The sequence below is a fragment of the Shewanella sp. W3-18-1 genome, assembly GCF_000015185.1.
Classification (GTDB): Bacteria; Pseudomonadota; Gammaproteobacteria; order Enterobacterales; family Shewanellaceae; genus Shewanella; species Shewanella putrefaciens.
In genome coordinates this window covers 3094374-3108206 of sequence record NC_008750.1, presented here as the reverse complement: position 1 = coordinate 3108206, position 13833 = coordinate 3094374, and the positions used below count along the sequence as shown (strand labels likewise).

Genomic DNA, 13833 nt, shown 5'->3' with positions numbered 1-13833 from the left:
GATAATGGAAAAATGAAATATCAATTCTATGAAGTGGTTAAGGTTGTTCGTTCGTATTCGAGTATTAGAGAAATCGACGGCAAGGTAGGGGTGGTTGTAGGCTTTTCAAACGATGATATTGGAAATGAAATTTTCTCTGTTCTTATTGCTGAAACAGAAGAGGTCTGGAGCATACCTGAAGATGAAATTGAAGCAACAGGCCAAGTGTTGACGAAACTACAATATGAGAATCGTGATTATATAGGCCTTCTAGAAAAATAATAAAAGAGAAAGAGATCGGACATGAAATGCAGGACAGGCTGATCTCTTTTGGCTTAAACCTACTGCGAATGCCACAGAATACAGCTCCCTTCGGAGTTGCCGCAGGGCTAATAGGCAAATTGCGTTAATATCGCCATGGAGGGCAAGCTAGCTTTCGCAGGTGCAGGGACGCATCCTTCGGAAGCGATAGCAAATTTACCTATGAGCACAAGGGGCTTTCAACTCGGTTAGGGGCGCCGAGGGATTTCAAAAAAGAGCGGCTAGATATAACCACCGAAATGAAAGTGTTCTTTAACAATTAAAAAACACAGTCACCGTTGATGGCGTGAGTCGCACAGTTAAGCATCAGTACGATGGCTTATATGGCAGACCAAAAGCCTTGGAGTATCCGAACGGCTTAACCCTCAAATATGCCTATAACGATTACGGCTACCTCGAGCAGACCAGCAATGCTGCCTCAGGTTATGTGTATCGTCACATCACTGCCATGGATGAAGCGGGCCATATCACTGGCGCCGACCTTGCTAACCGGGTGATGTCTGAATCGCGGACTTATTACAGTGAAGGCACCATGGCGAGTGTCGAAGTGGATGGCCCGCTTGGGCGGATTCATGCGCACTACTATGATGGCTATGATGATTTTATGAACCTCACCAGTGAGCGTGATGGGGTGACAGGCCTAACTAAGAATTACCGCTATGACACGCTAAATCGGTTAACGGAGTATCAGTTTAGCAATACCAATCCAACCTTTAGCGCCACGGTTAACTATGCCTACGACAAGGTGGGTAACTTCCTTAAAAAGACCGACTACAGCGCTAATAGCACCACTGCCTATCGCTATGGTGGTAGCGCCTGTGGTTACAAGCCAAACGCAGTGTGTCAGCTCGATAAACTCAATGGCACCACGGTGAGTTTTCAATACGATAATCGCGGTAATTTACGTGTGGGTGATGGCTTAACCATGACCTACAACGCCATGGATAAGCCACTGAGTGTCTCTGGCCGCGGTGCCACCACCAGCTTTGTCTATGGCAGCGATAATATGCGCGCCAAGCAAAGCCGCACTGTTGGTAGCACGACGACAACTACCTATTATGTTGATAAGTATTATGAAGTTGACAGCGATGGTAGCTGGCGTGCTTACTTAGACGACATTGCAGTACTCAGTTATACCTCACAGCGTGGTCATTTGCTGCAATTTACCCTCAAGGACCGCCTCGGCAGCGCAACCACCCTAGCGGACCAAAATGGCAATATCGTTAGTCAACGCTACTTTGACCCCTTTGGTCGCACCACGGACCTTGGTATAAACCATCAGTTGGATATCCAGAATAAAAACACGGTACTCTCACAGCTACAGGATTTAGCGGTCACCAATAAGAACCGCCGCGGTTTTACCGACCACGAGCATCTGAATGAACAACAGTTAATTCATATGAATGGGCGGATTTACGACTATAACCTCGGCCGATTTATGAGCGTGGACCCATTTATACAGAGTCCGACCTCAACCCAGAGTGTGAATCCCTACAGCTACATTATGAACAACCCGCTCGCAGGGACTGACCCAACGGGATACTATGCCGAGTGCCCAGATAAAATAGCGGGATGTAAACCGAATAAGGAAACCCCCGAGAGAAAGGAGCGCAGTGGCCGTGGTTTTGTGGGCGGAGTCATTTACCAGAGCAGTGATAATGGTTCAAGTCGGCAATCGAGCTCGGCAACTGGTACGCAGAAAACCGAGGCAATAGGTTCTCCGAAGCAAAATGCTGCTAACGGAGAAACGGCACCTAAGCCTACGGAGAATGATGGCTGGAGCTATATAGGCCAAAATGCTGAAGGAATGGAGAACTACCAGACCGTCTACACACCTCCTTCAGCAGGCATGATTACAGCCTCTCAAGCCAGTTTCTTATTCGTGATGGCGGCCGTTGATGGGCCTGCACCAATAGGTGATGGGTTGGCTATTGCTGTTGGAGCAGGATTTGTCGCTTATAACATGTCCCATGGCAATAAATCAGACTCATTAAAAGCGTTAGCAATAATGAGGGGGGATGCTGTTTCAAGCCCAGGCTCACCGATGCCTGATCCTGATGATGAACAAAATAATGATGGTCGGCCTAATGGAGTTCCAAAGAATTGGGTGAAAGAAAAGGCTAAAAAAGATGGTCATATTAAATGGGTTAATCCCAAAAACCCTCATGATTACGTGAGGGTTAAACCTAACGGAGAGATAACTCAAGTTCGAAATGGAATGGCATACGATCAGTATGGGAATCGTGTCGCATTACGTTCACCAGAAGCTCATGGTATAACCAGAGATAATTTTATTTTTAGGAAATGATAATGATTGAGCTTGATACTTGGTTAGAGAATATTATCGGAACATGTGAGATGCTAACTGATGGAACTATTGAACAGGCATGGTTAAGTGATGATGGTTCGAAAACATCGATTACTAGTTTCGATGAGCTTTACGAGCAGATTTTTGATGATTTGGATTCAGAACAATATGTTCAAAGCAGTGAGTTTATAAATGGTCTTACAGAAACGTCAAGACATGTTGCTAACGATTTTTTGATTTCGATTCAACAGCTTGATGATTATAAAGTTAAGAGGGAAATTGAGCAGAGCAGTTTGCTTTTAGAAAGTAAACAGTGGAGTTCACTATTGGTGCTTGCAGAAAGATTATTGAAATTATTGAGATCAGAGGTTAAGAAAGTATAAAAAGCCATCTGTAATTCTGTTCATATGAATTATCCGCAAATCAGCCCCATTTACTTGGGGCTTTTCTTGCCTGAAACCGGGTGATGTCGGAGTCGCGGACTTATTACAGCGAAGGCACCATGGCAAGTGTCGAAGTGGATGGCCCGCTGGGGCGTATTCATGCCCACTACTACGATGGTTATGATGAATTTATGAATCTCACCAGTGAGCGTAATGGCGTCACTGGGCTCAACAAAAGCTACCGTTATGACGCCCTCAATCGGTTAACGGCGTATCAGTTTAGCAATACCAACCCGACCTTTAACGCCACGGTTAACTATGCCTACGATAAGGTGGGTAACTTCCTTAACAAGACCGACTACAGTGCCAATAGCACGAGTGCCTACCGCTATGGCGGCAGCGCCTGTGGTTACAAGCCAAATGCCGTATGCCAGCTAACTAAACTCAATGGCACGACGGTGAGTTTTCAATACGATAATCGCGGTAATTTACGTGTGGGTGATGGCTTAACCATGACCTACAACGCCATGGATAAACCGCTGAGCGTCTCAGGCCACCAGTTTTGTCTATGGCAGCGATAATATGCGCGCCAAGCAAAGCCGTACAGTCGGTAGCACAACCACCTATTATGTTGATAAGTACTATGAAGCCGACAGTGATGGCAGTTGGAGAGCCTACCTTGATGATATCGCGGTACTCAGTTACACCCCAACACGCAGCCATTTGCTGCAATTTACCCTCAAGGATAGACTAGGCAGTGCCACCACCCTAGCAGACCAACATGGCAATATCGTTAGCCAGCGCTATTTTGACCCCTTTGGCCGCACCACGGACCTTGGTATAAACCATCAGTTGGATATCCAGAATACAAACACGGTACTCTCACAGCTACAGGATTTAGCGGTCACCAATAAGAACCGCCGCGGCTTTACCGACCACGAGCATTTGAATGAACAGCAGTTAATTCATATGAACGGCCGGATTTACGATTACAACCTCGGTCGGTTTATGAGCGTGGACCCATTTATACAGAGTCCGACCTCAACCCAGAGTGTCAATCCCTACAGCTACATTATGAACAACCCGCTCGCAGGGACTGACCCAACGGGATACCTCGCCGAATGCCCAGATAGAAACGAAGGATGTCCTAAGCCAGAAGAGGAAAAGCCTGAGAAAAAGAGGCGAATGGACGGCAGTGGTCGGGGCTCAGGCTGGACGGTTATTTACGATAGAAGCAGTAATGGTTCCAGCAAAGGTCAGGCCGCCGTTGCCAGCTCAATAGCCAATGCTGGTAAGACTGCTGATATTGGCTCGCAGAAGAATATTGCCCAAAATTCAAGCGCAGGAAATAGCGGTACTAGTCGAGGTGACAGTTCACTCCAAGAGCAAATTAAATCGGATGCTCATAATTCAATAGTCCGTGCTGGTGAAGAGCTTGGTGTAGATATGGGGCAAGGCTCACATGCTGATTATGGAGGTGTTGATGCCAAGTGGGGCAGTGTTACGAGAGGTGAAAATGGAAATATTACCAATGCAACTATTAGTTGTGATAGAGCCTGTCAAATGGGCGCTGCAAATCAGGGGAGAATAACCTCTCATGATATAGCTATGGCTGCAATGAGATCTTCTTACTTACATTCTCAGAGGCAAGTCGCTCAAGGCACGTATAAGGCTGTTGAGTATGGTTCTTACGCTTTTCTAGGGGGGGAGATTGTCGCAGCTTCAATTGCCAGATGGTCGTTTTTAAAGGCAACTGAAAAATTAGCGTATTTTGGATTGATAGGAGAAGCTGCATCACTTGCGACCGGCGTTGATGGTTCAGCAGCGGCAGTAATGCAAGGGGCAAAAACTCTTATTCCGAGAATGAGGGTGGTACCATCGGTCGGAAAGCCGAAGATTAGGGTTGATAAGAATGGACAGTACATTGTTGAGTAGTGCACACGTTTATTACAACCGTGTAGCTCTACTACATATATTATTTTTAGTAGTGCTATATGTGATTGTTGATGGCTTCATAATTGACTACGGCATAGATAAAAATGCTTTCTCTAAAGGTTTTTACTCGAAGCTTCTGTTGAGTATTTTGTATCTGGTAGGTAGTAATGGTGATAGCAGTATCAAAATAAAGGATAATTCAATTGATGCAGCATTTCACTTTTCAGTATTTTCACTTTGTTTATGGATGGGTGTAGCAAGCTTTTTGCTGGAAGAGGTCAACATCAGTCGTATTGTTGGTATATTTTTAATTTTTGGGGGCCTCGCTGCATTTAACTTAATTGATGAACTGTTAAAAGTTGCTAGGGTAAGGATACCTTCTCCATCCATTCTGTCGTACGCCACTGAGACTGCGTTGAAAATACTCTTGTTTTCAGTGTTTTGTTTCGCACTGTTTTTCTTGGCAATGGGGGAATGGGTGTGGGAATTAAAGCCCTTTTATGAATGGTAAGCATCAAACTATTTTGACCACCGTTCTTTGAACGGTGGGAATCTGCTTCAATCATCATTCTTGTGTCATTCCCGTCTTTACTGTCAAGCAGTCAACTCGTTATCGTTGGCTTGCTTAGCCAGTTTAGCGATCTCCTGCAGTGCCTGTTGCTAGGTCTTTTGTTCGACAAGGAATTCAATGGACAGGAAGGTAGAGCGTACGGTCAAAATAGAGTTGTCAATGAGCCCCATTTCTTGGGGCTGTTTCTTGCCTGAAACCGGGCAATTTGACCAGCAAGTAGTAACTAGTAGAAGTGGGCAGCCTTTAACAGCCGAGTGCGCAACTTGGTGCAGCGCCGCCAATTGGTGGTGCTGGCACAATTGATCGCTTCTGCTGTCCATGAGTGATCACTTCTACTGTTTTGAACCGCTCAGTCTGCTGCGAGTTTTGACCAAATAGATCATTCTTGCAAAGAAGAGGGATAGCTTGTTCATCGATTTTGATACTAACTTTAAATAATTGCCTTACAAATATTAATCCGAAATCAATTAATTAGAGTAAAAATCTAACAAGGTTCTGTCCCAAACTGTGTTGCGTATGTCTTTTAAATCTACAGGTTACGCTAAAGCCAAAACGGTGAGCCATGGTGATTTGCGAGACGACCGTCCGCCCTATGGACGGGGCGGTCGAGCATCCAAGGATGGACTCGCTGCGTGTCGGTTAGCGAATGCCATGGCTCATCATAAGCCTGCATTTAAAGAATTAGTGCTATCCAGAAATTCTTAAAGTACTTCTGTCCAAAAGTTTCTTATGTTCAATCGAAAGAATTCGCTCAAGCCTAATCAGGTTGAACAATTTAGCAAAATACTCATGACTTAATTTTTGAACCTACTGATTACGCTAATTAAGTGAAAGGTAAGCCAGGGAGATTTGCGAGACGACCGTCCACCCCAAGACGCTTTTTGGCATTAATGCCATCGCGGCATTTGTAAATCCTTTCACATCAGACGGTGCGGCCCTACATTTGAACAACATCCATATTTAACTGACAGTGCACAGTCCATGACTCTCATTCATAAACCGAGTCATTAGATTGAAGCCTACTTGCCGATTTAGTACGCCTTTTTCTCTGATTATTACACGATAAAAAGGCGATAAAAAAGGGGACCTTAATGGTCCCCAATGAATTGCAGGGGCACTACGTAGAGTAGTGCAGGGCTACCCTCAGGTACTAGTGTGCACCCCCTGCGTGTACCTTATCTATGCCATAGGTTTTGCCTTCAGCATGGCAGGTTGCACAAGATTCAATCGGCAAGGTCGCATCTGTCACTGCATCAGCTTCGACAATTGCGCCATTAGTTCTAAAGTGCGCTACCGCTGCTGCATCTGAGTGAGCGTGACAACTACGGCATGATTCAGCCACAGGTGAAATATAGTAATTCCCAACTTTGACTGAACGTTTTGCTGAAGCTAAACCACCGTCATTCGCAAACAGTTTAGTATTATCTTTATGACATGCTGAACATGCAGTTTCGGGAGAAGGATAACCAACTAATTTACCTTCAGCATCACGGAAGATCCCTGCGATAACATCAAAGTTACCACTGTGGAAACGGTGTGATACGGTGAATAAGTCTTTGTTCTTGAAGGTGACATTCGGATTGATTACTTTGCTGCCATCTGTACCTTTATAAACAACGGTTGGATGACCAGATGCACCACTTGTATCATTGTGACAGTGCATACATTGATCAAAGGTGTAAGTGCCATGTCGAGTGCCTTTGATATAGTCCAAGGTGCCATGACATGCGTTACATTTTGCTTCTTCCACAGTAATACGAGCAGGATCAGTCATACGCGCTTTGACGACAGTACTGCTATCTAAGCTGTAAAACTTAACTGGTGCAGTGTTTCCTATTGGATTTGTTGGACCAAATTCAAGCCCTGTCGCATTACAACTGGCCACTTTGCCCGCTTTAATACAGACGTTCGCTTCGGAACCGACATACAGAGTACCTACAGCTTGTGCATCAGGAATCTCTTTAACAAAGGTTAAGACACCATTTGAAAGAGTACCTTGAGCTAGGTTTACACTAATTGCGGTTGGTTTGACATCCCGCCATGCATAGACAGTACCGTCAGTTGCTACGTTACCTAATAGCAGACCGTTAGCAACAAACATACCTGTTGGGTTTGTTGTTGCATTATAGGTGGCTAAACTTGTGCCATTAGGAATAGGCGCGCCATTCATGGTGACATTTGCGGTTAATGTTAATGTTTTCATGCCTAGCGTGGCTGATGGTCCAACGGATGCGCCCGTAAAATCAACGGTAAACAGCGATGCATACTCTGCACGTTTGCCTACACTGTGTACGGTTTCAGGCGCTAAGCTGCCAGTACCATGACATGCTTTACATTGAGTATCATCCGTCTGCGCTAAACCAAACTCAGAATGGTTTTCTCCTGTGGTAAAGTTCACATTGATATGGCAACCCACACAGGCCTGCGCATAAATATTTGTGTTATAGCTAGGGGCGCCATCATGGCAGGATTTACATTCTTTTAAGTCCGATGGGAAACCAATTTCACCAAAGTATTCTTTTGCTTCACCACTTAGACTACCACTAATGTGATGGCCAGCATGGAGTCTGTGGATCATTGGACCAAAATCAAACACCCAGCCTTCGGCTAATTGCGCTTCAGTGGGTACAAGATCTGGGTTATGGCAAGCGACACAGTTTTCAACACTTTGATAGTTGTGGTGAGCCTCAATTTTCGCAATATGGCCATCGACTTCGCCATGACACTTGATACATGCGGCACTGCTTACTGTATCTTTTGCTGATACTGCTAATTCATCGGTAGCAGGAATAAAGTCAACAGGTGCAGACAATACTTTGTCAGATAAAGCGACACCAGTGCTATTTACGATGTTGTAGGCTCGCAAGATAACTCTGTGCAATGCATTCGGATTATCGTTTGGATTGATGATTGGTGCGGCACCAGAATAAGTCCAACTCGCCGTATAGCTGCCTGGATTATTTACATCTTCAGTTAAAGTACAAGCGTTTTTAGTACCGTTAAGGCCTGTTAAAGTACAAGTTAATGAAGTACCAGCTTGATTTGCTGTTGCATTATTCTGCCATTCAATTGGTGCACCTGTACCTGAAGTGTTTTCATTGGCGGTTAAGGAGTAAATGGCTATTTTGTCGAGTCCCATAAAGGGAACATCTTTACCTGCATTTTTACCTGTTAATGAAAACTTAATACTGAATCCTTCACTGCTCGTTACCTTGATATCTTGAGGACTTACAGTAAATTTGAGGTCGGTAATTGAGTCAGCGGTTTTAGCAAATGTTCCTGCTGGTGCCCCTGGCGTACCAGGTGTTCCGGGGGTGCCTGGCGTTCCAGGAGTACCTGGTGTACCTGGTGTACCAGGTGCGCCATCTTTACCATCATCCCCGTCTCCGCAGGCGGTTAAACATAGAGCACTGGTGAGTGCCAGTACCAGTAGAGATTTATTGTAGTTTTTCATCATCGCGTCCCTTTTCTTTCTATAAGACTGCGTGTGCAGCGTCTCTAATATAGGGCGAACCATCTACTTATAAAGTGGTATTTGTGAGTTTGTATCTGATATGTGAAGGATGATTTAACAACTTAAAATGGTAATTTCAAAAGATGAATTTAATCATTATGAAAAATGAAATAGCCCAAAATAAATGTGATGAATATTGCAAATATTTACGTTGATTTTTAATAAATTAATTAGATTAATTTTCATTTAAGCATCAGCCTGAATAATATTTGGCTTTTATTTTTGAGATGCACAATAGATAGCGCATTTTTATCGGAGATAACTTAATAAATTGGCATGTATGGAGAATGAAACGAGGATAAAATAACAAGGCTAACATTATGTTAACCTTGAAGCATCTCTCTGCGATTTTATAGGGTTGGGATAAGTGTTGTGATAAGTGGACTAACGACAATATCGCATTGTGTTTGGCTGTAGCGTCTACGAGCCCTTGGCTTTTCAACTAAATAATATTGCGGCGGCAGCATAGAATCGTGTAAGCGGTGTAGCTCAGTGAGTGATAATGGCACTAGCTTGAGCCCGGGCATATGCTTCACTGTGTGCATATCGATACTTGAACAAAATGCCACACTTTGTATCGTGAGCAAGTGGGCATACCATTCTTCCCTATCTATAACTCTATCAATTGAAGGTAATAGTATACCTTGGCGTTGGCAGAAAAATTCAAGTGGATCGACTTTGCTATTAAACCCTTTCAGATCTAAGCATAAAAATGGATGGCGGCAAATATGCTCTAGTGTAATACTTAATTCAGTTTGCCAGATTGGATGATGTTTTGAAGCCACAACATAGATCCCTGATATACAACCCAATCTGGTATAGCTTAATTCTTTATTATCGGCATTTTCTAAGGTAATTCCAAAATCTAGTTCGCCTGCGTGAATTAATTCAGCACTATTTTCTTGCCATTTATGTAATCGTATTTTACCTAATTGGGTTATCACATCTGGTGAGCTAAGTTGTGGTGCTAAGAAACTCAGTAACTCATTACTGACAGCAATATGTAAGGGGAAATCTGTTGTGTTATGGGTATTTTGGATTTGAAGTGCTGATTGCTCAAGATTGTAAACTGAGTTTGTAAATTGGCAAATTGCGGCGTATAAACTTTCGGCTAAAGGTGTCGGTTTTAGCCCTTGCTGGCGCCGGTAGAATAGCTCATCGTTAAAGGTCAAACGTAATGCATTAAGACAACGGCTAATCTTGGGTGCTGAAACATCCAGCGCTTTAGCTGCACTATTGGCGTGTCCAGTATCGAAAATTGTCTTAAAAACCAGTAAAGTAAACACATCAAGTTCACAGATTTGTTTTAGTAACGGGTTGCTCATTTTTTATTGCCCTATAATGACTCTTAATGTGCGCTTGTTTATTTTATTATTCAGCTTTGCGCACTTAACCTTTAATTAATACGTTACTCCTATCGATTTATAAAAAACCACTGAAACACCATATCGATAGCGCCTTTTTAGGCGTTAACGTTAGCATTAGTTGTACGGATTAACTGTGACTTCATTTGCAAAGCAACAAATATTTAACCATTGTAAATTACTACGAAAGGGGTAGGGCACATCAGTTAGGATGAGGTTGATTTTGTACTAGCTCGAAAGGCCAAATGATAGGCAAGTTTATGGAAAATCTGTGGGTTAATTTTTGTGGCAAATAAGCGTTTCTTGCGGGGAAGGGAGAGTATGTGTTCGAATTGTCGACGTATCTTCTTTGATCCTTAATCCGATAAATTGCCCACCCTCCATAATTTGCATGGATGTACTGGCGACTTCTCCATCGACTATGCCATTACGTTGGATCACTAAACGCTCACAGATCAAACGGCCTTTAAAGTATCCATTGACCATAAATTCTTGGCATTTAATTTCCCCTTGGACATTTCCCCCTTGTTCTATGGTGATATTGGCATTTGACAGTATTTGACCACAGATTTCACCACCAATGAGCACATCACCTGAAAACTCAATATTGCCAGTGAGTTTAGTGCCGTTTGCAATAAAACTTAGCGCAAGTTTTGGCTTAGGGGTAAAAAAGGATTTTTTCCCAAACATAATAAGGTCATCCAATCTAATTAGGCGCGAGATCTTAGCGTAAATCAAAGTATAAGCACAGCTAAGTGTCGACGTATTTTTTAGGTATTCATTCTATTGATTTAATTGCGATAGCTTGACTTGGACAGGGGGCCACGCAGGCACCGCAACCTGTGCACTGTTCGAGATTGATCGTCGGGCTGGGAGCCTTGCCTACACTGAGGATGAAACTAATCGCTCGGGGTTCACAGGCATCCTTACAGCTTTGGCACCATATCCCTTGATAAGTTAAGCAATTCTCTTGGATCTGTGCTTTGATTTGCCATGCTGTTTGGGTCAGATCAAAAATATCTTCAGGACAATGTTTTGCACAAAGGGTACAGAAAGTGCATTCATTGTTATTAAAAGATATTTCAGGATATCCACCATCACCTTTCACAATAATTTGAGTTTCACAGGCATTAATACAGGCAGAACAGCGAGTGCACACATCGGTGAACTCGATATCATCACGTACCCAAGGCGGTCTTAGCGCGTTATTTCTTCGGCGGCTAAAAAGGTTACGGCGACTGTGATTAATACTCTGCGTCATGTTGTTCTTCTGTATGTCGATCATTCACAACAAAAATAATGGTTTAGATGATAATAAAAATGGCCTGTGATATTTCTACAAGCCATTTATTTTATTATCCTTTATAACCATTTGGATTGGTTGATTGCCAATGCCAACTACTATTAGCCATGTCTTCTAGAGTATGGGTTGCATGCCAGCCTAGGCTTTGCTTCGCGTGAGTGGGATCGGCATAGCAAGCGGCAATATCACCGGGGCGACGCGGCGCAATTTGATAGGCAATCGTTTTACCGCAGGCTTTTTCAAAGGCTTTAACCATATCTAATACACTGTAACCTTGACCTGTACCTAAGTTATAAGTGACAAGGCCCGGTCTTATGGCGAGTTTCTCAAGGGCTTTTAAATGGCCTTTGGCTAAATCCACCACATGGATATAGTCACGTACACCCGTACCATCGTGAGTTGGATAATCATGGCCAAATACGCTTAAGACGGCACGTTTACCTACTGCAACTTGGGCAATAAATGGCATCAAGTTATTAGGAATATCGTTAGGGTCTTCACCTATCAGGCCACTGGAGTGGGCTCCGACGGGATTAAAATAACGAAGGCGTGCAATATTCCAACTTGGATCGCTATGGTGAAGATCTGCCAATATATGTTCAACCATTAGTTTAGATTGGCCATAGGGATTGGTTGCCCCTGTTGGGAAATCTTCAGTAATAGGCAAGCTTGCAGGATCACCATAGACGGTTGCTGATGAGCTAAAAACAAGATTTTTCACCTTAAACTCCGCCATAACTTGGCAGAGGACTAAGGTACCAGTGACATTATTCTCATAATACTTAAGGGGCTTAGCAACAGATTCTCCCACTGCTTTTAGCCCTGCAAAATGGATCACAGAGTCGATAGCATGATCGCTAAAGACTTTTTGTAATAATGCTTTATTAAGAATATCGCCCTGATAAAACGTGACCGATTTACCTGTTATCCGTTCAACACGGTTTAATGCTTCGATGCTCGAATTAGACAAGTTGTCTAAAACAATTACCTCGCTACCCGCTTTGAGTAATTCAACAACGGTATGGGTGCCAATATAGCCAGCACCTCCGGTCACTAAAATCGTCATTATTTAATTCCTTTTACAACGTTTTTTAAATAGTGCGCAAAATCTTCACCGATCTCGCTGTGGCGCAGGGCATATTCAACGTTAGCACGCATATAACCTTGTTTGTTACCGCAGTCGTGGCTCTTACCTTCCATGTAGTAAGCATTTACGGTTTCTTGCTTCATTAACATCGCAATCGCATCCGTTAATTGGATTTCATCGCCCGCACCTGCAGGTGTTTTAGCCAGTAATGGCCAGATGCTGGCAGGTAATACATAACGACCAACAACGGCTAAGTTAGAAGGCGCTTCATCTACTGGTGGTTTTTCTACCAGTTCGACTAATGGTTCAGATTCACCTGGTTGTAAATCATGGCCATTCACATCGGCAATACCGTATTGGTTGACCATGTTGTGTGGCACACCTTCAACCATGATCTGGCCCACTTGCGTCTCATCAAAAAGCTCAACCATCGCAGCCAAGTTGTCTTTGCTGAGGTTGCAACTTGCATCATCGATGATGACGTCAGGTAGCAATACGGCAAAAGGAGCGTCACCTACAACGGATTTGGCACATAAAATAGCATGACCTAAACCTTTAGCCTGGGATTGGCGAACACTGATCACAGTTACATCTTTAGGACAAATAGACTGAACAGCTTCTAGCAGTTGACGCTTTACACGGCGTTCTAGCTGGGCTTCTAATTCAAAACTGGTATCGAAATGGTTTTCGATGGAGTTTTTACTGGCATGAGTTACGAGTACAATTTCTTTGATCCCAGCCGCAATAGCTTCACTGACGACATACTGAATCAATGGCTTATCAACAACGGGTAGCATTTCCTTGGGAATAGCTTTGGTCGCGGGAAGCATACGAGTGCCTAGGCCTGCGACAGGAATAACGGCTTTACGAATTTGATGTTGTTTCATTGCGAACCTTTTAGGTCAAGGAGAGGCGGTTAATGGCCAATATTGTAAATGACCTGCACAGAAAAGCTATTTACAAACACTGAATTTTATCGGTATTTCGGTGTTTTATCAGTCGTTAGTCTTACATGTAACATTAAGAGTTATATATTGTTGGCAATAAACTTTCGTTTATTGAGGATTA

Annotated in this window: 12 protein-coding genes and 1 pseudogene; 7 read left to right on the top strand and 6 right to left on the bottom strand. The window is 43.5% G+C overall.

Translation table 11 applies throughout. The annotated features are described in order from the left end of the window. Positions 1-12: 12 nt before the first annotated feature. From SPUTW3181_RS14225 to SPUTW3181_RS21885, 7 genes and pseudogenes are all read left to right on the top strand, one after another. The gene (locus tag SPUTW3181_RS14225) at positions 13-261 is read left to right on the top strand and encodes an Imm31 family immunity protein (protein WP_011790000.1); all 249 of its coding nucleotides are present in this window, start codon (positions 13-15) and stop codon (positions 259-261) included. Between the two features lie 301 nt (positions 262-562). Next, a pseudogene (locus tag SPUTW3181_RS14220) lies at positions 563-2608 on the top strand (RHS repeat domain-containing protein); the annotation flags it as partial. Between the two features lie 2 nt (positions 2609-2610). Continuing rightward, on the top strand, positions 2611-2991 hold the full coding sequence (locus tag SPUTW3181_RS14215; RefSeq protein ID WP_011789998.1) for a hypothetical protein: 381 nt from the start codon (positions 2611-2613) through the stop codon (positions 2989-2991). A gap of 119 nt (positions 2992-3110) precedes the next feature. Beyond that, positions 3111-3572: a hypothetical protein gene (locus tag SPUTW3181_RS22170; protein WP_041408224.1), complete on the top strand. Its 462-nt coding sequence runs from the start codon at positions 3111-3113 to the stop codon at positions 3570-3572. Position 3573: 1 nt separating this feature from the next. Beyond that, the gene (locus SPUTW3181_RS22165; protein ID WP_041408223.1) at positions 3574-4926 is read left to right on the top strand and encodes an RHS repeat domain-containing protein; all 1353 of its coding nucleotides are present in this window, start codon (positions 3574-3576) and stop codon (positions 4924-4926) included. Then, positions 4904-5437, top strand: coding sequence for a hypothetical protein (locus tag SPUTW3181_RS14200; RefSeq protein WP_011789997.1), 534 nt, complete (start codon positions 4904-4906; stop codon positions 5435-5437). Before SPUTW3181_RS22165 ends, SPUTW3181_RS14200 begins: the two co-directional genes overlap by 23 nt. Before the next feature lie 576 nt (positions 5438-6013). Then, positions 6014-6202 (top strand): hypothetical protein, encoded by a 189-nt coding sequence (locus SPUTW3181_RS21885; RefSeq protein WP_157037393.1) that lies wholly within the window; start codon positions 6014-6016, stop codon positions 6200-6202. A 445-nt stretch (positions 6203-6647) separates the two neighbouring features. Here SPUTW3181_RS21885 and SPUTW3181_RS14195 read toward each other — a convergent pair whose 3' ends face one another. From SPUTW3181_RS14195 to galU, 6 genes are all read right to left on the bottom strand, one after another. Then, on the bottom strand, positions 6648-8954 hold the full coding sequence (locus tag SPUTW3181_RS14195; protein WP_011789996.1) for an OmcA/MtrC family decaheme c-type cytochrome: 2307 nt from the start codon (positions 8952-8954) through the stop codon (positions 6648-6650). 407 nt (positions 8955-9361) lie between these two features. Further along, positions 9362-10336, bottom strand: coding sequence for a LysR family transcriptional regulator (locus tag SPUTW3181_RS14190; protein WP_011789995.1), 975 nt, complete (start codon positions 10334-10336; stop codon positions 9362-9364). A gap of 315 nt (positions 10337-10651) precedes the next feature. Further along, positions 10652-11065, bottom strand: a complete 414-nt coding sequence (locus tag SPUTW3181_RS14185; RefSeq protein ID WP_011789994.1) for a bactofilin family protein — start codon at positions 11063-11065, stop codon at positions 10652-10654. Between the two features lie 88 nt (positions 11066-11153). Next, positions 11154-11636: a ferredoxin-type protein NapF gene (gene napF, locus SPUTW3181_RS14180; RefSeq protein WP_014610233.1), complete on the bottom strand. Its 483-nt coding sequence runs from the start codon at positions 11634-11636 to the stop codon at positions 11154-11156. 94 nt (positions 11637-11730) lie between these two features. After that, positions 11731-12744 carry a UDP-glucose 4-epimerase GalE gene (gene galE / locus SPUTW3181_RS14175; protein WP_011789992.1) on the bottom strand — a complete coding sequence of 338 codons (1014 nt, stop codon included), beginning with the start codon at positions 12742-12744 and terminating at the stop codon, positions 11731-11733. Beyond that, on the bottom strand, positions 12744-13652 hold the full coding sequence (gene galU / locus SPUTW3181_RS14170) for a UTP--glucose-1-phosphate uridylyltransferase GalU (RefSeq protein WP_011789991.1): 909 nt from the start codon (positions 13650-13652) through the stop codon (positions 12744-12746). Before galU ends, galE begins: the two co-directional genes overlap by 1 nt. Positions 13653-13833 lie beyond the last annotated feature (181 nt).

What these genes read in the sequence shown, in the direction of transcription:
- SPUTW3181_RS14225 (WP_011790000.1), top strand. Translation starts at nt 13, where the DNA reads ATGAAATATCAATTCTATGAAGTGGTTAAGGTTGTTCGTTCGTATTCG.
- SPUTW3181_RS14215 (WP_011789998.1), top strand. Translation starts at nt 2,611, where the DNA reads ATGATTGAGCTTGATACTTGGTTAGAGAATATTATCGGAACATGTGAG.
- SPUTW3181_RS22170 (WP_041408224.1), top strand. Translation starts at nt 3,111, where the DNA reads ATGGCAAGTGTCGAAGTGGATGGCCCGCTGGGGCGTATTCATGCCCAC.
- SPUTW3181_RS22165 (WP_041408223.1), top strand. Translation starts at nt 3,574, where the DNA reads ATGCGCGCCAAGCAAAGCCGTACAGTCGGTAGCACAACCACCTATTAT.
- SPUTW3181_RS14200 (WP_011789997.1), top strand. Translation starts at nt 4,904, where the DNA reads ATGGACAGTACATTGTTGAGTAGTGCACACGTTTATTACAACCGTGTA.
- SPUTW3181_RS21885 (WP_157037393.1), top strand. Translation starts at nt 6,014, where the DNA reads ATGTCTTTTAAATCTACAGGTTACGCTAAAGCCAAAACGGTGAGCCAT.
- SPUTW3181_RS14195 (WP_011789996.1), bottom strand. Translation starts at nt 8,954, where the DNA reads ATGATGAAAAACTACAATAAATCTCTACTGGTACTGGCACTCACCAGT.
- SPUTW3181_RS14190 (WP_011789995.1), bottom strand. Translation starts at nt 10,336, where the DNA reads ATGAGCAACCCGTTACTAAAACAAATCTGTGAACTTGATGTGTTTACT.
- SPUTW3181_RS14185 (WP_011789994.1), bottom strand. Translation starts at nt 11,065, where the DNA reads ATGTTTGGGAAAAAATCCTTTTTTACCCCTAAGCCAAAACTTGCGCTA.
- napF (WP_014610233.1), bottom strand. Translation starts at nt 11,636, where the DNA reads ATGACGCAGAGTATTAATCACAGTCGCCGTAACCTTTTTAGCCGCCGA.
- galE (WP_011789992.1), bottom strand. Translation starts at nt 12,744, where the DNA reads ATGACGATTTTAGTGACCGGAGGTGCTGGCTATATTGGCACCCATACC.
- galU (WP_011789991.1), bottom strand. Translation starts at nt 13,652, where the DNA reads ATGAAACAACATCAAATTCGTAAAGCCGTTATTCCTGTCGCAGGCCTA.